Annotated in this window: 16 protein-coding genes; 11 read left to right on the top strand and 5 right to left on the bottom strand. The window is 57.1% G+C overall.

Going from position 1 to position 17,563, the window contains the following annotated elements:
- Positions 1 to 49 precede the first annotated feature (49 nt).
- Positions 50 to 1,468: a helix-turn-helix domain-containing protein gene (locus HWX89_RS06315; RefSeq protein WP_138795889.1), complete on the top strand. Its 1,419-nt coding sequence runs from the start codon at positions 50 to 52 to the stop codon at positions 1,466 to 1,468.
- Between the two features lie 3 nt (positions 1,469 to 1,471).
- Here the strand turns inward: HWX89_RS06315 and HWX89_RS06320 are convergent, their stop codons facing one another.
- A complete protein-coding gene (locus HWX89_RS06320) occupies positions 1,472 to 2,116 on the bottom strand; it encodes a DNA-3-methyladenine glycosylase family protein (protein ID WP_138795888.1) in 645 nt (214 codons plus the stop codon).
- Between the two features lie 55 nt (positions 2,117 to 2,171).
- Between HWX89_RS06320 and gluQRS the strand changes: the two genes are divergently transcribed.
- From gluQRS to HWX89_RS06370, 10 genes are all read left to right on the top strand, one after another.
- Positions 2,172 to 3,071 (top strand): tRNA glutamyl-Q(34) synthetase GluQRS, encoded by a 900-nt coding sequence (gene gluQRS / locus HWX89_RS06325; RefSeq protein WP_138795887.1) that lies wholly within the window; start codon positions 2,172 to 2,174, stop codon positions 3,069 to 3,071.
- Between the two features lie 243 nt (positions 3,072 to 3,314).
- Positions 3,315 to 4,943 (top strand): TIGR04028 family ABC transporter substrate-binding protein, encoded by a 1,629-nt coding sequence (locus tag HWX89_RS06330; RefSeq protein WP_138795886.1) that lies wholly within the window; start codon positions 3,315 to 3,317, stop codon positions 4,941 to 4,943.
- A 48-nt stretch (positions 4,944 to 4,991) separates the two neighbouring features.
- Positions 4,992 to 5,936 (top strand): ABC transporter permease, encoded by a 945-nt coding sequence (locus HWX89_RS06335; protein ID WP_138795885.1) that lies wholly within the window; start codon positions 4,992 to 4,994, stop codon positions 5,934 to 5,936.
- Positions 5,933 to 6,814, top strand: a complete 882-nt coding sequence (locus HWX89_RS06340; RefSeq protein WP_138795884.1) for an ABC transporter permease — start codon at positions 5,933 to 5,935, stop codon at positions 6,812 to 6,814. Before HWX89_RS06335 ends, HWX89_RS06340 begins: the two co-directional genes overlap by 4 nt.
- Positions 6,811 to 8,490 carry a dipeptide ABC transporter ATP-binding protein gene (locus HWX89_RS06345; protein WP_138795883.1) on the top strand — a complete coding sequence of 560 codons (1,680 nt, stop codon included), beginning with the start codon at positions 6,811 to 6,813 and terminating at the stop codon, positions 8,488 to 8,490. The genes HWX89_RS06340 and HWX89_RS06345 overlap by 4 nt, the downstream gene beginning before the upstream one ends.
- Positions 8,487 to 9,527, top strand: coding sequence for a putative FMN-dependent luciferase-like monooxygenase (locus HWX89_RS06350; protein ID WP_138795882.1), 1,041 nt, complete (start codon positions 8,487 to 8,489; stop codon positions 9,525 to 9,527). The genes HWX89_RS06345 and HWX89_RS06350 overlap by 4 nt, the downstream gene beginning before the upstream one ends.
- A 17-nt stretch (positions 9,528 to 9,544) precedes the next feature.
- Complete coding sequence (locus tag HWX89_RS06355; RefSeq protein WP_138795881.1) at positions 9,545 to 10,138, top strand: CMD domain protein; 594 nt, start codon at positions 9,545 to 9,547, stop codon at positions 10,136 to 10,138.
- 11 nt (positions 10,139 to 10,149) lie between these two features.
- Positions 10,150 to 10,758 (top strand): alkylhydroperoxidase domain protein, encoded by a 609-nt coding sequence (locus HWX89_RS06360; RefSeq protein WP_138795880.1) that lies wholly within the window; start codon positions 10,150 to 10,152, stop codon positions 10,756 to 10,758.
- Between the two features lie 11 nt (positions 10,759 to 10,769).
- Complete coding sequence (locus HWX89_RS06365; RefSeq protein ID WP_138795879.1) at positions 10,770 to 11,630, top strand: VOC family protein; 861 nt, start codon at positions 10,770 to 10,772, stop codon at positions 11,628 to 11,630.
- A 69-nt stretch (positions 11,631 to 11,699) separates the two neighbouring features.
- Positions 11,700 to 12,638, top strand: a complete 939-nt coding sequence (locus HWX89_RS06370; RefSeq protein WP_138795878.1) for an aldo/keto reductase — start codon at positions 11,700 to 11,702, stop codon at positions 12,636 to 12,638.
- A gap of 9 nt (positions 12,639 to 12,647) precedes the next feature.
- Here the strand turns inward: HWX89_RS06370 and HWX89_RS06375 are convergent, their stop codons facing one another.
- The 4 genes from HWX89_RS06375 to HWX89_RS26435 all read right to left on the bottom strand — a co-directional run bounded on the left by HWX89_RS06375 (position 12,648) and on the right by HWX89_RS26435 (position 17,559).
- Positions 12,648 to 13,721, bottom strand: a complete 1,074-nt coding sequence (locus HWX89_RS06375; protein ID WP_138795877.1) for an LLM class flavin-dependent oxidoreductase — start codon at positions 13,719 to 13,721, stop codon at positions 12,648 to 12,650.
- Positions 13,722 to 13,760: 39 nt separating this feature from the next.
- On the bottom strand, positions 13,761 to 14,654 hold the full coding sequence (locus HWX89_RS06380; RefSeq protein WP_246705113.1) for an ABC transporter substrate-binding protein: 894 nt from the start codon (positions 14,652 to 14,654) through the stop codon (positions 13,761 to 13,763).
- Positions 14,655 to 14,792: 138 nt separating this feature from the next.
- Positions 14,793 to 15,737, bottom strand: a complete 945-nt coding sequence (locus HWX89_RS06385) for an ABC transporter substrate-binding protein (RefSeq protein ID WP_138795875.1) — start codon at positions 15,735 to 15,737, stop codon at positions 14,793 to 14,795.
- Between the two features lie 19 nt (positions 15,738 to 15,756).
- Positions 15,757 to 17,559: an amino acid ABC transporter permease/ATP-binding protein gene (locus tag HWX89_RS26435; RefSeq protein WP_138795874.1), complete on the bottom strand. Its 1,803-nt coding sequence runs from the start codon at positions 17,557 to 17,559 to the stop codon at positions 15,757 to 15,759.
- Between the last annotated feature and the right edge of the window lie 4 nt (positions 17,560 to 17,563).

Consider the following 17,563-nt stretch of genomic DNA (forward strand, 5'->3'; position numbering starts at 1 on the left):
TATGTGTGCAATAAATATTTGCAATATTGAAATTTGCAAAGTTGCAAACATGGCGACAGAAAAACTCTTCATTGGCCGCAAAGTGCGCAGCCTGCGCGAGAACGCCCGCACAACGCAGGCACAGTTTGCAGAGAGGCTCGGCATTTCGGCAAGCTACCTAAACCAGATCGAAAACAACCAGCGCCCGGTTTCGGCGGCTGTCCTCGTTACCCTGGTGGAAAAATTTCAGCTCGACATGGCCGAACTTTCGGCGGGCGAGAGTGACCGCCTCGTATCGGCCGTCCGAGAAGCCCTGAAAGACCCTCTTTTCCTGAACTACGAGCCAGGCTTGCAGGAATTGAAGCTAATCGCCCAAAACGCCCCAGGTTTCGCGCACGCATTGTTGCGTGCCCATCAGGCCTATCGCCAGAACAGCGAGCAACTGCTTCGTCTGGATGAAAGCCTGGGACGAGGTGCCTCTCAGGTGGAAACCACGCCATACGAGGAGGTCAGAGACTTCTTTCATTTCGTTGACAACTATGTCGATGAAATCGACACACTTGCCGAGAACCTGGCAAACCAGCTGGAAATCGATGGCGGTGAGACCTACGGCATCCTTTCTGCCCATCTGCGTGAAAACCATGCCATCCGCATTGAAAGAGCGGATGCAGCCGGCACCCTGATCCGGCGCTTCGATCCAGAACGAAAGACGCTGACAATTAACGCTTATGCGCCTCTACCGACGCGCAGCTTTCAGGTGGCGTTGCAGATCGCCCAGCTTGATGCCGGTCACGCAATCGAGAGTGTCTTGTCGAATGCTGGTTTGCGGACAACGGAAGCGAAAGAAATCTGTCGCATCGGACTTCATAACTACTTCGCCGCGGCGCTTGTTCTGCCCTACCGCCACTTCCACCGGGCGGCCCAAGAGCTACGTCACGACCTGGAGCTGCTGTCGGCGCGTTTTGGCGCCAGTCTGGAGCAGGTTGCTCATCGGCTCAGCACGCTGCAGCGGCCAGGCATGAAGGGCGTCCCGATCTTTTTTGCCAAGATCGACCGGGCCGGCAACATCACCAAGCGACACAGTGCGACAAAGTTGCAGTTTGCCCGTTTTGGTGCGGCCTGTCCGCTATGGAACATCCATCAGGCATTTGAGAGCTCTGACCGCATCGTTCGCCAGCTTGCCGAAACACCGGATGGGGTGCGCTATCTGTCCATCGCCACACAGATCGAGAAGGCAAGCGCCGGTTTCGATGCCGACAGACCACGTTATGCCATCGCACTGGGCTGTGAAATTTCCCATGCGGACAATTTCGTCTACGCTGACACACTGGATCTCGCCAACGCCTCCTCGTTCAAACCCATTGGTGTGTCCTGTCGCGTCTGCGAGCGTGTCGATTGCGTGCAGCGTGCCGTGCCGCCATTGAAGCGCAAACTGCATGTCGACCACCGTTCTCGTGGCCCATTGCCCTATCAGATCGTGGACTACTGACGATCAAGGCAATGGTATCGCATCGCGCCGCATGACACTGGCGTAATATGCCCAGAACAGACGGGCCGCAACTGATCGCCATGGCGTCCAAACCTCGGCACGCTGCATCAGCCATTTTGCCTCCGGCCGGTTCTCCAGCACCAGCGCGTGTCCAACCGCCGCTCTTAGAGCCACATCCCCCACCGGAAAAATATCGGGGTGTCCGCCGCAAAACATCAGATAAACTTCAGCCGTCCAGGGACCGATGCCGCGTAAAGCTGTCAGTTGTGCAAGTGCGTCAGGCGCCTCTATCCGACTGACAGCCTTTAGATCGATCTCACCGGTTATGACAGCCTCGGCCAAACGTTCCAACGTGCGCGCCTTGGCGCCTGAAAGGCCAAAACCGGCACGCAGCTCTGACGAGACAGCAAGGTAGTTCTCCGCAGTGACTTTACCCGTTCCCGCGACAATCCGGCCCCATATTGCGTTGGCACTGGCACGGGACACCATTTGTGACACGACGATATGGGCCAGACCCGAAAAACCTGGTTCAGCAAGACGCAGTTCCAGCGACCCGGCTTTTTCGACGACTGGCTGGAGATGTGGATCGAGACGCACAAGATGATCAAGACCTTCGCTGATCTCGTCGATACCCCTGATAATCTTCATTTACGCCTACCATGACTGCGCTTATTTCAAGCCGGATGGCGAAGCGCTACAAAACATGGCAGAAGAAACCATGCCTTCGCCCGCCCGTCAAAAGCCTGTTTATCGTTTTGCACCGAGCCCAAACGGTCCCTTGCATCTGGGACATGCCTTCTCCGCGTTCCTGAACCACGATATGGCTCTGGAAGCCGGGGGACGGTTTCTGCTGCGTATAGAGGATATCGACCGGACGCGCTGCACACCGGATTTCGAAGAAGCGATCTACGACGATCTCCATTGGCTTGGACTTGACTGGGAGCAGCCGGTTCGCCGCCAATCCGAGCACTTCGACGAATATCGCCGTGCACTTGAGAACCTGATAAACGCAGGCTTGGCTTACCCGGCGTTTTTAAGTCGCGGCGAAACGAAGACGCTCGTCAGGGCTCATGAAGCGGATGGCAAAATCTGGCCCCGCGATCCTGATGGTGCGCCACACTATCCATCGATCGACAGGGAGCGATCAACGACCGATCGCGCCGCACTGCTCTCATCGGGAAGACAGATTGCCTGGCGGTTGGATATGCAAAAGGCAATAGCAACAGCGGGCGCTTCGCTCTTCTGGCGAGAAAGCGGTGATGGTGAAACGGGAGAAATTGCCGTTGATCCCGCGGTCTGGGGCGACATCATTCTGTCTCGCTCCGATGCGCCGTCGAGCTATCACCTCTCCGTTGTGCTGGACGATGCACTGCAAGGCATTACCCATGTTGTAAGAGGCATGGACCTATTTTTTGCGACCGCCATCCACCGGCTGTTGCAGCAATTGCTTGATCTGCCCGCCCCACTCTATCATCACCATCGGTTGATCCTGGGATCTGACGGACGCAAGCTTTCGAAAAGTGAAGGCAGCACTGGTCTTGCCGCACTCAAAACAGCAGGCGCTACCGCTGCAGATATTCGCCGTCTCATAGGTCTCGACTGATCCACGGTATGATGGTGATGAGAATGTCGTCTGCCGACCTGACTGATGCACAGCGTAACGATGACAACCTAGATAACTGCCCGCACCCCTGACTGGGTTTTCGCGCCCGCGAAAAGCAGTTCCTCATTGCGAAAAATCAACAAAAGAACATTCCGTAGCTTGACAGGAAAATAGAATATAAAATCGATAGATTTATCAGTTTTCCTCATAGGATCGGCAAACCATTAACGACGGATTTTGCCGATGACGCCTTATCGAAAAATTATTGCCCTAAGCCTTGGCCTCCTGGCTGCCTCCGCCCTGACATCGCAAAGCAGCGCGGCTGATCAACCTGTCAAAGGCGGAACACTTGTCTATCTTGAGCAACAGGCACACACCAATCTCTACCCGCCAGCCGGCGGTTTTTATCCGAATGGCGGTATTCTCAACCAGATCACCGATAAGCTGACCTACCAGAATCCCAAAACGCTGGAGATTGAACCATGGCTGGCCGAAACCTGGCAAGTCAATGATAATGCAACGGAATACACATTCAAACTACGCCCGGGAATTACCTTTTCTGATGGCACCCCACTTGACGCTGCGGCGGTCGCCAAGAACTTCGACACCTTCGGACTGGGCAACAAGGCGCTCAAACAGCCTGTCTCCGAAGTCGTCAACAACTATGATCGCAGCGAAGTCATCGATCCACTGACAGTGAAGTTCCATTTCAAGAAGCCCTCACCTGGCTTCCTTCAGGGTACATCCGTCATTGGCTCCGGCATCGTGTCGCTCAAGACACTTGAGCTTCCCTTTGAACAGCTTGGCGACGCAACCAAGATCATCGGCTCAGGCCCTTTCGTTGTTTCGGCTGAGACGCTTGGCAAGTCGCTCGATCTCAAAGCGCGCGAGGACTACAACTGGGGACCTGCGAAGCTTGATCATCAGGGCCGCGCCTATCTCGATGGTATCAAGTACATCATCACCGGAGAAGACAGCGTTCGTATTGGCGCGCTTCTCGCCGGACAGGCCGATTATATTCGCCAGATCCAGGCCTATGATGAGCCTCAGGTGGAAACCCAAGGCTTCAATATCTACGCCCCCGGCACGCGCGGCGTGAACAACTCCATTGTCTTCCGCGCCGACAACCCGCTTGTTGCCGACCTCCGTGTCCGCCAGGGTCTGTCTCTCGCTGTCAATCGCGACGAGATCATCTCCACGATCTTTTCAAAGAATTATCCAAAGGCTACCTCGATCCTCGCGTCGAGTGCCATCGGTTATGTACCGCAGACCGACAAGCTTCAGTACGATCCAGAAAAGGCGAAAGCCCTCCTGGATGAGGCAGGCTACAAGCTCGGACCGGACGGCATTCGTGCCAAGGATGGCCAGCAGCTCGTCCTGACAGGATACGAGTCTTTGCCGCAGCCTCAGAGCCGGGCGACGCTGCAATTGATCGCACAGCAGTGGGCAAAAATCGGCGTCAAATTCAACGTGCTCGCGGGCGATGCCGGCAGCAAGACGGTCGATGAACTCGATCCGGCGAAAACACCTGTTGCTGTGGCCATGGTAGGTCGCGCCGATCCGGATGTCGTCAAAAGCCAGTATTACCCGACCAACCGAAATCTGCTGCTGCAAAAGGGCGGGACCAGCGACAAGGTAAAATCCTTCTCAGACGACAAGCTGAATGCCATTCTCGATGACATTGCCTCTGAACCCAATCGCGAGAAACGTCTGAACGCCGTCAAAGATGCTCAGGCATATGTGCTGGAACAGGCTTACGCGGTGCCGCTTTTTGAGGAACCACAGGCATTCGCCGGCGCTCCCTATGTCAAGGGCGTCGCGTTCGAAGCCGTGGGTCGGCCTTCTTTCTACAGCACCTGGCTCGACAAGTAAGCCTTTCAGGGGCGGCGCTCACGCCGCCCCGTTTTCCGGAGACGCAATATGACAAGATATGTCGTCGGAAGGGTCGGCCAGGCGCTGCTCGTACTCTGGGCCGCATTCACGCTGTCTTTCGTTCTGCTGCAGGCGATGCCGGGCGACGCCGTTCTGATCAAATTTCTGAACCCAGAATTTGGGCTCAGCGCCGATCAGATCCGCGAGATCAGACAATCCTACGCGGTCGATTCCAGTGTGTTCGTGCAGTATTTCAGTACGCTCACCAACTTCCTGAGGGGTGATTTCGGGTACTCTCTCCAGGCAGGAGTATCCGTCTCAGCACAACTTGCAACCAATCTTCCGCCGACATTGAAACTGGCCGGCCTTGGATTCGCCGCCGCGGTTCTTTTGGCTGTGCTGATCGCATTCCTTTCGTCAATGGCGCCCTTCGCCTGGCTGCGAAATGCGATCCAGTCGGTACCGGCGCTGTTCATTTCGATACCGGTGTTCTGGCTGGCTATCATGCTCATCCAGATCTTTTCCTTCAGGCTGAAGCTGGTCTCTGTCATCAACCCTGGCCCCTGGGAAAGCCTGGCTTTGCCGGTCGCCACTCTTGCTGTACCAATCGCGGCTCCACTCGCGCAGATCCTCATCCGCAACATCGACGAAATTCGCACGCGTCCATTCGTGTCGGTGGCCCGCGCCAAGGGCGCGAGCGAAAGCCGTCTGCTCTGGAAGCACGTTGCCCGAAATGCGCTGCTACCGACCCTCACAATTGCCGGGGTTCTGTTCGGCGAGTTGCTTGCCGGCGCAGTTGTTACAGAAACAGTCTTCGGGCTGAACGGCATCGGCGGACTAACGGAAAAAGCTGTCAGCAATCAGGACCTCTCCGTTCTTCAGGCTGTCGTCGTGATTTCGGCAGCCGCCTTCGTCGCCATCAACCTCGCTGTGGATCTTGCCTACCCACTTCTCGACCCGCGCCTGAGAACCACGAACGGAAACAGCAAATGACCACTGCCGATAACTACGATATCCTCCCGAAGGCAGCGGCAAATCAAACCGGTCGCGGACAAAAAAGCCTGACCAGCAGGTTGGTACGTTTCCCCATCAGCCTGGCGCTTGCATGGTTTGTAATCGGTCTCGTTCTTCTCTGGACCGTCGCGCCGGGCTTGTTCACCTCTTACGATCCGTTGCTCGGGGTTCCCGGCGGGCAGTTGAAAGCGCCGTCGGCCGTGCATCTCCTTGGGACGGATTCACTCGGCCGCGACCTTTTTGCCCGCATCGTCTACGGTGCCGTCAACTCGCTCTCCGGTGCGATAGCAGCCGTGGGTGTCGGTCTTGTTGCAGGGACAGTGCTCGGCCTTCTTGCCGGATCGGTTCGCGGACTGTTTGACGAAATACTGATGCGATTTGTCGACGTCTTGCTGTCGATCCCGACGCTGTTGCTGTCACTCAGCATCATCATTCTGCTCGGCTTCGGAACCATGAACGCGGCAATCGCCGTCGGTGCCACAGCCATCGCCGGCTTTGCGCGCCTGATGCGCTCGGAAGTCATCAGGGTCCGCGGCGCGGAATATGTGGAGGCGGCATTCGGTAGCGGCGGCACGTTTGGCAAGGTCCTTTGGCGACATATCCTGCCGAATTCCCTCACGTCAGTCGTCGCCTACACGGCCGTTCAATTCGGTTGGGCAATCCTGCAAATTTCGACACTCGGTTTCCTTGGCTACGGTGCTCCACCTCCCACACCCGAATGGGGCCTGTTGATAGCGGAAGGGCGCAATTACCTGGCGACCGCCTGGTGGTTGACTGCAGCGCCCGGCCTCATCGTCGTCGCGGTCGTTCTTTCCGCCAATCGTATCAGCCAATCTATCGGAAAGAAGGCGCCATGAGCATTCCTGTGCCTGAAACCGTCGTTGCGACAGCAGCGGCACCCATCCTCGATGTCCGGGATCTCCAGATATCTTATGCCGGTCCCTCCGATCGTACGACTGTGGTCCATGGTGTCTCTTTCAGTGTCCATCCTGGCGAAGTCGTTGCCCTGGTCGGGGAAAGTGGCTCCGGCAAGACATCAACCGCACAGGCTGTCATCGGTTTGCTTGCCGATAACGGTCGCGTCGAAGCCGGATCCATCCGCATCAATGGAGAAGAGATATCCCATTGGAGTGCAAAACGGCTGAGAAACATCCGGGGCACGGTGGTGAGCCTTGTACCTCAGGACCCGGGCAACTCACTCAACCCGGTATTGACCATCGGCGAGCAGGTCCGCGAGATGCTCAGTATTCATGGACGGATCTCGCGGCGGGAAGCAGACAAACGCGTCATCGAATTGCTGACCCAGGTCGGTCTTTCTGATCCCGCATTGCGAGCAAGGCAATATCCGCACGAGTTGTCCGGCGGCATGAAACAGCGCGTGCTGATCGCCATCGCCGTCGCGCTCAGACCCGCACTCATTATCGCCGATGAACCGACGTCAGCACTGGATGTCACGGTCCAAAAGCGCATTCTTGATCTCATCGACGATCTTCGTCGCGAGTATGGAACGGCTCTGTTGCTGGTGACACATGATCTCGGCGTCGCTGCAGATCGCTCCGACAGGATTGTCGTTCTACAGGGCGGGCGAATTCAGGAGCAGGGTGTGACAAAGGAGGTTCTGTCAGCACCACGCAGTGCATATACACGCAAGCTTCTGTCGGACGCACCCGCACTCTCATCTGTGCCAGCCCGGTCCCCGATGCCGTCGCAACAGCCGGCAATCGTTACAGTCACGGACCTCATCCAGACTTTCGGTCTGACGGGAAACAGAAATTTCCGCGCCGTTGACGGCGTTTCTTTCAGCGTCGCACGCGGCACGACACATGCCATTGTCGGCGAATCCGGCTCGGGCAAAACAACGACGATCCGAACGATCGCCGGCTTTCAGAAGCCAAGCGGCGGCGATGTGCAGATCGCCGGCATCGATATTGCGAGCCTTCGATCCGAAGCGCTGCGGCAACTAAGACGCAAGGTCCAGCTCGTCTATCAAAATCCCTGGGCGTCACTGGATCCGCGTCAGACCATTCGGGCGATTGTCGAGGAGCCGCTACTGAATTTCGATAAGATACCGCGCGATGAGCGAGACATCCGTGTCCGAGCGATCATCGAGAAGGTCGGACTTCCCGCGGATGTTCTATCAAGATTTCCCCACGCCCTCTCCGGCGGGCAACGTCAGCGTGTGGCAATTGCTCGCGCTCTGATCCTGGAACCAGAAGTGGTCATTCTCGATGAGGCCGTCTCCGCGCTGGATGTAACGGTTCAGGCACAAATTCTGAATCTCCTGGCTGAACTGCAAAGAGATCTGGGCCTGACCTATGTTTTCGTGTCCCACGATCTCGCCGTTGTACGGCAGATCGCCGACACGGTCTCCGTTCTTCATAACGGCAAACAGGTGGACTACGGGCCAGTGGAAAATGTGTTCTCCAATCCGTCCAGCGCCTACACGCGCGAACTTATCGAAGCGATCCCCGGAAAGGCGCTTCATTTGACTGCCGCAAGCCGGCAAACAGCCGCAGCAGGATTGCACTCATGACCAATCAGATACCCACCAGCAAACGCCTGGGATTTTTCACGCGCCTTCTCGATGACGTACCCGCTGGCGAACGTTACCGGTTGGCGACGGAGCAGATCATCCACGCCGAAACACACGGTTTTGACAGTGCATGGATCGCACAGCACCACTTCCATGCCGATGAAGGCGGCCTTCCCTCTCCCACCGTCTTTCTTGCCCATGTCGCGGCTAAAACCTCGTCGATCCGGCTTGGAACGGGCGTGATTACCCTGCCAATGGAGAATGCTCTCCGGGTCGCAGAAGACACGGCGGTTCTGGATCTCCTATCCAACGGGCGGCTTGAGGTCGGGTTCGGGACAGGCGGAACGCGGGAATCCTTCGAAGCCTTTGGAATTGATCCGGACAAGAAGGGTGAAGTTTACGCGGAAAAGCTCGCAACCCTCTATGACGCCTGGCAGGGAAAACCTCTCAAGGGCGAAAATCATCTCTATCCTGTTGTCCCTGATCTTTTGAACCGTGTCTGGCTTGCAACCTTCTCCACATCTGGAGCGCAGCTCGCTGGTCGCAGCGGACATGGATTGATGCTGTCGCGGACGCAGCCTCGGCCGGTCGGCTTTCCCGATGCAAAGCTTGATGACATCCAAAACCCCATCATAGACGCCTATTTGTCGTCCTTGCCGCAAAGCGGTGCTCCCCGAATTCTTGGCTCCCGCAGCCTCTTTGTTGCCGATGACCGCCGGCGCGCCCTCGACCTTGCGGAGATCGGCCTTCGACGTGTGGCCGATCGTTTTGCCGCGGCCGGCCACAAGATTCCCGGCAGCACAATCGAAGATCTTACAAGGGCGCTGGATACGCACGTTGGTACCCCTGATGACGTGATCGCGTCGCTGAAGGCAGACAGTGCCCTGGCACGTGTGACCGACATTACCTTCCAGGTGCATTCGGTTGACCCTCCACACGCGGATATTCTTCGCTCCATCGAATTGATTGCGGCCGAAGTCGCGCCGGCCCTCGGCTGGACCCGTTCCTCACCACCTCATCTGATCGCTGCTCAATAGACGGAAAGAGACACCCCATGACCGAAACCATAGACATCATCGATCATCTCCTGGGCATTAAACCAGGTTCGCACGGCGATACCCTGCGCAACCGGCGACCTATCACCAAAGAGAATGCACAAAGAAGCTGGCTTGCGCTCTTTTCACCGAAAGATGAAAGCGAGGTATCGCTGACCGAACGCTTCGCCATAGCGACGTTTGTCGCCGCCTTGCATGGTGAGTGGAAGATTGCCGAATTCTACGCCGGAAAACTCTCCCAGACAGAGACGGGTGCAACATTGTTGCCTTTGGTGAAGGCGGCCGCAGACACCATCAAGGCAAGCGGTCCTTACGGCCATTATCCGTCCGGACCGTTGAGCCAGGAGGATGTCACAGGACCAACACTGCATCTGTCGGATGTTGAACGCAAGGCACTCACCCCCCGGCTGGCGGCAGCTCTCGAACATGCACATCTGCTCGTCCTTCATCCTCGCGATGCAGAGCCGGCGCATCTGCAAAAACTCCTGTCTGCCGGCTGGAGTGCTACCGGTGTCGTCACCCTGTCGCAGCTTGTTTCTTTTCTCGCTTTCCAGATCCGCGTCGTCGCGGGCCTCAAGGTTCTGGCCGCCTAACGGAGATCATCATGACCAACAGCATCATCGAGCCGATCGTCGAAACACCACCTGTCGCCTTTACACGTGACAATATTGGCTGGACACCATGGCTGCCGCCGCTCAAGGAAACTGAACTGACAGACCGCGACTACGAAGCGCTGGTCGATCGCGCTCGTGCCAAATCGCCCTACTTTGCCCTTCTTGTGCGTGATCCGGATATTCTGGAAGCCCGGACGAAGACTGACAACGACATTTTCTACAACACGAAGGACGGTCTTCCTCGCGCCGAGCGCGAGTTGGCCGCCACCGCCGCGTCGCGTTCCAATGGCTGCATCTTCTGCGCATCTGTCCATGCCCGTTTTGCCGCTCACTTTTCGAAGCGTGAAGCAGATATCCAGAAACTTCTCGACGAGGGCATCACTGCTGATCTCGGAGAGCGTTGGAATGCCATCATAGCGGCCTCCGTCGCACTGACATCCACGCCTCCGTCTTTCGCTGAAGACCATGTCAACCGCCTGCGGCAAGCGGGATTGTCGGACGAGGAAATCTCCGACGTGGTGCATGGCGCTGCGTTCTTCAACTGGGCAAACCGCCTGATGCTGTCGATCGGCGAACCAACACCCGCACCACAAGCCTGAGAACCAAGACCATGCCCCATCCCGTACTCGGCGTAGACCATGCCTATCTGCTGGTCGATGATCTGAACGCAAGTTCCGAGGTTTATCGAAAACTCGGTTTTACACTGTCTCCACGCGGGCTCCACAGTCCGCAGAAGGGAACGGCAAATCATACGATCATATTTGCGGATGACTATTTCGAGCTTCTCGGCATTGTCAGGGAGACGGATCAAAATCTTCCGCAACGGCAAATGCTGGCGCAAGACGGGGAAGGTCTGAAGGCGATCGCCAATCGCACTGAGAGCGCCGATGCCGCCAAGCAGGCATTGGCCGAACTGGGCTTGGCAACGGGAGATGTCAGTGCCTTCTCCCGCCCCCTGCCCCTACCCGGCGGTGGTGAAGGGCTTGCCAGTTTCAGAACCCTGAGCTTCGAGCCTGATGGCGTGCCGCTCGGACACTTTTTCCTTTGCCAGCATGAAACGCCTCATCTTGTCTGGCGCAAGGAATTGCAGCAGCACGACAATGGTGCCATCTCCATTGCGGGGATCGTCGGCATTCACGAAGATCCGCAGGCGACCGCGGAAACCTATGCCCGGTTCTACGCCAATGGAAGCGTATCTGCGGCAGAGGGTGGATTCAGTGTCAAAACAGGGGAAAAATCCGCCCCCTTGCTTTTCGTCAACGCAGACACCGCGCTAGCGCTTTACCCATCCGTTGCACCCCAGGAAAACGACACCAACCGTCTGCTCGCGCTGCGCATCTCCGTCTCGGACATCGAACGCGTCAAAAACGTTCTGGCCGATAATGACGTCGCGTATTCGGTCACAGAAGGCGGCAACATTGTTGTTGCGCCAGGTGACGCCAGCGGAACCATCATCGAATTTGTCGTGTGACGGTCAATCTGCTGGTGTGCTTCGAGCAGGTGCCGCCAGCCCCTGATCACCTTACTGCCTGGACATGCAATGAACTCACTATCAAGACGCAAACACCCACGCCACGACGCATGGTTCTCCGAGCTTTCTCTTGGTTCAAGCAGTTGGAGCCGTCTTCCAGGCAGAGACGGCGACCAAACATCGCAGAACATCGTCGAGAAAGCCTGGCAGGCAGGCATCAGATACTTCGATACCGCTCCCTATTATGGGAGCGGACTTTGTGAGCGCCGGCTCGGCGCCGGATTGGCCTGGAAAGACCGCTCCGACTATCTTCTATCAAGCAAGGTCGGTGTCGATCTCGATCCTTTTGGTCGTGGCACAGCGGTGACCCGCCACTACCCTTATCATGCGAACTTCCAGCCGGTTTGCGATTACAGCCATGACGCTATCTGGCGGTCGTTCGAGACCTCGCTTCACAGACTGGGTTTACCTCTTGTCGATATTGCCTACATGCACGGCCTGTCGATTTGCCCGGGAGGGTTGGAGGCTGCGCTTGAAACGGGCATGCCTGCCCTGCTCGACCTCCGCGAAGCGGGACATGTCCGCATGGTCGGGGTCGGCGCAAACACACCGGCAATCGCCATGGCCTTCATTGAGCGTTTCGATATCGATGTCCTGTTGTTTGCGGGCGGTTTTTCTCTTCTCGATCACAGCCTCGCTCAGCCTGTCATCAACGCCTGTGAGAGCCGTGGCATTGGGATCATTGCTGCCTCGCCCTTTTCCAGTGGCCAGTATTTTGCAGAAACGAATACCGGTTTTCGCCAGGCGTTGCAGGCCGTGTGTGAAGACTTCAACATTTCGGAAAATGCGGCTCTTCTGCAGTTCGGTCGTCGCTATCCTTCTGTTCTTTCCGTACTTTGGTCGACAACCCAGCCGGTCAATGTCGACCGCACCGTTGAAGCCTTCAACGAGACCATTCCAGAAGCGTTCTGGAACGCTCTCACTAAGGCCACTATCCTGAAATTCTAAGCGCAAAGCCTATCCAAAAGACGTATGCGCCTTGGAACTGTGTTGGGCTCGCTGGTCAGCGGTGGAGAGTGTCCATCCGAGATCCGGCGCGATTTTCTCCGCAAAATCACTGATAATCTGCAGATACTCCTCGATTGCAAACTCGTAGGGCAATTCGAGGCGAAGTTCATTCGCCTCGGCGAGCACAGGATCGGCAAGGAGCTGCTCAATTATTTCACTCGCGCTGCCGACAAGGTCGCGTCCAAACAACGTCCGGCGCGGCCCCTGCGGCGAAAGCGTGCGCTCATGACGACCAGCCGCGTAAGATTGGTATTTTCGACGTGTGGCGGTATCGGCGCTATCGGTCGGCAAGATGACGCGGCCGACCGCAACGCGAGGAAACCGGCCTGCCGGAAGCGCAAGACGATATGCCTGCAGTTGCATCGTCTGCGCCTCAAAAAGATCGTCGGACACATCACCCGATGTCAGGCTGCCGATCAAGAGGTTTAGTCCTGCCGTTCCTGCCCACTCGCAGGACTTGAGAGAACCGCCACCATACCAAACCCTGTCCCGTAAACCCCTCGCGTAAGGTTGCAGCCTCGCCCGCTGGCGATTACCGGGCGAAACCACATAGGTCTCGCCGTCTCCGATGAATTCGCCGGAAAGATTGGCGAGCAGGCGCTCGACACGCCCATAGGAAAAATCAAAACTCCGCCAATCCCCATCGAAGACCAGCGGGGCAACGAGTTCTGCATGTAGGGGAGGTCCAGCACTAACACCAACATTCAACCGACCGCCAGACAGGCTGTCGGCCATGGAGAGATCTTCCGCCAGGCGAAAAGGGCTCTCGTAGCCCATCTGAATGACGGCAGAGCCGAGTTCGATCCGTCTGGTGCGCTGGCTGGCAGCAGCCAGAAACACAGCGGCAGACGAAATTCCATGTTCGAGATGACGTTGACGCACCCATGCACTGTCGTAGCCGAGCGCTTCACCCGCCTCAAACAGCTTGAGTGTCGCCTCCAGACCCGACGCCGGATCGTGGTCCGGATAATTTCCCGGTGTCAAAAAACCAATGCGCCGGATTGCAATTGCGCGTGATGCCATGTCTCGGATCTTTCAGCCGTTATCGGTAAAGGACGGGTCTCAGCTTTTGGGCAAGCCCGGCGGATTGGTGCGTGATTCCGGTAAGGCCTCCTCCGAAAGCTGCCAACGATCGAGAATCTTGGCATAGGCGCCGCTCGCGATGAGATCGTTGGTTGAAAGCGTCAGTGCGCCTGCCAAACCTGCCCCCTTGCGGGTTGCAATCGCCACGTCCGACCGTTCCGGCCAGCCGGCGGAAAGCGTACCAACACGCTTGATGCTCTTGTCGCGCGCTGCGATGTAGACCAGCTGTGCGTGCGGCTGGACGATAACGTCGACGCGACCCGCTTGCAGCGCGACCACACGCGCCGCTTCGTCATCATGGTACTGCAACTCGATAGGCTTCAGCCCCGCAGCGACATTCTGGTCGCTCCACTTCAGCAGGATACGCTCCTGATTGGTGCTGGCGCCGACCGTAATCCGAAGCCCCGCGGCATCCTTCGGCTCCTTGATCTCCTTGATCGGGCTGTCGGCCTTCACGAAAAAGCCGTGGAGGCCTTGCCTGTAGGTCGAGAAGTCGAATTTTTCCTTGCGCAGTTCGGTCACACCTACATTTGATATCACCGCGTCATATTTTCCCGATGCGAGGCCAAGTGGCCAGTCAGCCCACGCGACAGGAACGAGCTCGAGCTGAAGGCCGAGACTGTCGGCAACGGCCAAAGCGTAATCCGGGTCGGCACCGACCACGGTCTTGGCGTCAGTTGCATAGGTGGCGAGCGGCGGGCCGCCTGGCGATATGGCGACGGTAAACTTGCCGGGTGTCACAAACTTGAACTCACTTGCGATCGCGGCAATTGCAGCCTCGTCCTTTTCTGCCCGCACCCGCCCGTTTTGTTCAGGAGAAAGATCGAAGATGTCGTCTGCGGCAGGAGCACTGACCGTCAATAGCGGTAGCATTAGGAGACCGGCACCAATTGCACGGCCGATTTTTCTGATGATCGTCATTCTGTTAAATCCGGTTGAGAATATTTGGAGCACGGGCCGGCGAACAGCCCACGCTCCTTTCGCCCTGTGCTTTGACAGCGGCAGAATTCATCAGCTCTTCGGCAATCCCTGTGGGTTCGTCCGCGACTGCTTGATGGCCTCTGCCGAGAGGTTCCAGCGGGCCAGCGCCTTGGCGTAATTGCCATTTTCGATCTGCGCGTTCAGCGCGGTGGTAATCGCCTCGGCAATCCCGGAGTCCTTTTTTGTTGCGACGGCGATTTCAGCCGTTTCCGGCCATCCACCGGAGAAAGTCCCGACCTGCCTGGTCTTATTTTCCTGTGCAGCCTTATAGGCAGAGGTCGCATTCGGACCGAGATAAGCGTCGGCTCGTCCGGACTGCAAGGCAACATCGAGAACAGCCTCGTCGTCATAATATTGAACGTCGCTTGCCGGCAGTCCTTTGGCCTTGTTGGCTTCGATCCAGCGCAGCAGGATCTGCTCCTGATTGGTGCCGGAAGAAACGATGACCTTCAGGCCTGCAACGTCTTCAGGTTTGGAGATGCTTTGCACCTTGCTGTTAAGCGGCACATAAAAGCCGATAAGGTCGGTGCGGTACGTCGAGAAATCGAATTTCTGCTTTCTCTCCTCGGTCACGGTAATATTGTGGATCGCAGCGTCGAAACGACCTGATGTGACACCAAGCGGCCAATCGGCCCAGGCAATCGGCACCAGTTCCAGCTCCAGCCCCAGACTGTCAGCAACAAGCTGGGCGATATCCGGTTCACTTCCGACGGGCGTTTTGTTGTCACTTGCATAGACTGCAAAGGGCAGTCGTCCGGGAATGGATGCGACCGTCAGTTTGCCCGGTGTGACGAGCTTGAAATTGTCAGGGACGAGCTTGGCAGCTGCCTCCACCTTTTCCGCGCGGACACGATCCTTCTGTTCAGGAGAAAGATCAGGCGCTTGCGCCTGGGCAGACGACGAGAGGGACGCCAGCGCTGCAAGCGACAGGAAGCCGCCCGTGGCAATGCCAAGAAGTTTTTGTGTGTAAGACATTCTGGGTGTTTCCTTATTGTTAGAGGACTTTGGCGAGGAAGGCAGCCGTGCGCGGATGGTCCGGCCGGCTGAAGACCTTGTCCGGCGTACCGGTTTCAAGGATGCGGCCTTGTTCCATGAAGACCACCTGATCGGAGACTTCACGGGCAAAGCCGATTTCATGGGTGACGATCACCAGCGTCGCGCCGGAACGGGCGAGTTCCTTAATGACGTCGAGCACTTCGCCGACCAGTTCCGGATCGAGTGCCGACGTTGGCTCATCGAACAACAAAACCTTGGGCTTGAGGGCGAGTGCGCGGGCGATGGCCACACGTTGCTGCTGGCCACCGGAAAGCTGGCGGGGATAGGCATGTGCCTTCTCCGCCAGTCCAACGCGAGCGAGCAGATCCCGTGCTTCTGCTTCTGCCTGCTCACGCGAAATTCCACGTACGGTGATCGGTGCCTCGACGAGATTTTCCAGGGCGGTCAAATGCGGGAAAAGGTTGAAATTCTGGAACACCATGCCGACCTCGACACGTCGCTTCAGAATGTCCTTCTCCTTGAGTTCGTAGAGCGTCTCGCCGTCCTGCCTGTAGCCAATCAATTCACCATCGATTGCGATGAAGCCGTCATCGACACGTTCGAGGTGATTGATGGTGCGCAGCAAGGTGGATTTACCCGACCCTGACTGACCAAGAATGGTCGTTACGCTGCCAACTGGAATACGCAGCGACACGTCATCCAGAACCTTGAGCTGACCAAAACTTTTGGAAACGCCGTGGATCGTCACCTCGCCGCCACGTGCATGAAGCGGGCTGGACTTGGGACCCGAGACGGCCGTCTTGGCGGGTGTCCTGATCACTGGCTCATCGTTTGTGACGGATGCCGCTGTTCTGGCTGGCACGATCGTTCGATAGAGAGCAGCGAAAATCGAAGGTGGAGGGTTGCGCAGCGCACCCCGCGCATAGTGCCGCTCGATGTAATACTGAACGATGGACAGGACCGTGAGAATGACGAGATACCAGACGGTTGCCACCATCAGCAGAGGGATGACCTCCAGATTTCGGCGATAGATGATCTGGATTGTGTAGAACAACTCCGGCAATGCCAGGATGTAGACCTGTGACGTACCCTTGGCCAGACCAATGATGTCGTTGAAGGCCGTCGGCAGAATCGAACGCATAGCCTGCGGCAAGACGATCCGCGATGCCTGCCGGTGACGCGGCAAACCGAGCGCAGAGGCCGCTTCCAATTGCCCCTGGTCGACGGAAAGGATCCCGCCACGAATGATTTCCGATGCAAAGGCGGCTTGATTAAGTGTCAAGCCAAGCACAGCCGCTGCAAAGGGAGTGATCAGTTGCGTCGTGTTCCAACTGAAAAAGTTTACACCGGTATAGGGCACACCAACGGTAATCGTTTCATACAGATAACCGAGATTGTTGAGGATCAGGAGCAGTACGATCAATGGGATAGATCGGAATATCCAGATATAGGTCCAGGATACGCCGACCAGAAGCGGCGAGCGTGAAACCCGGGCAAGGGCAAGGCCCGTTCCGAGAATGAAGCCGAAAAGGGCACCGAGTGCAGTCAGTAAAAGCGTGCGGCCAAGGCCCACCAGAACCGGTTCGGCAAAAAACCATTCAGCGAACACATCCCAGCCCCAGCGCGGATTGCCCAGGACAGAGTGCAAGGTAGCAGCAATGACCAGGAGAGCGAAAATCGTTCCGACTGTACGGGCGGGATAGCGCGCCGGAACGATCCGGTAATGGGAGTAGTCGCTCCGCTTTACCGCTGCCGACTGGCCCGTTGCCTGCACCTCGTGAAAATCCGTCGAGATCGTCATTATG

Origin of the sequence: Rhizobium sp. RM (assembly GCF_013390595.1) — a bacterium.
In the GTDB taxonomy this organism is placed as follows: Bacteria; Pseudomonadota; Alphaproteobacteria; order Rhizobiales; family Rhizobiaceae; genus Agrobacterium.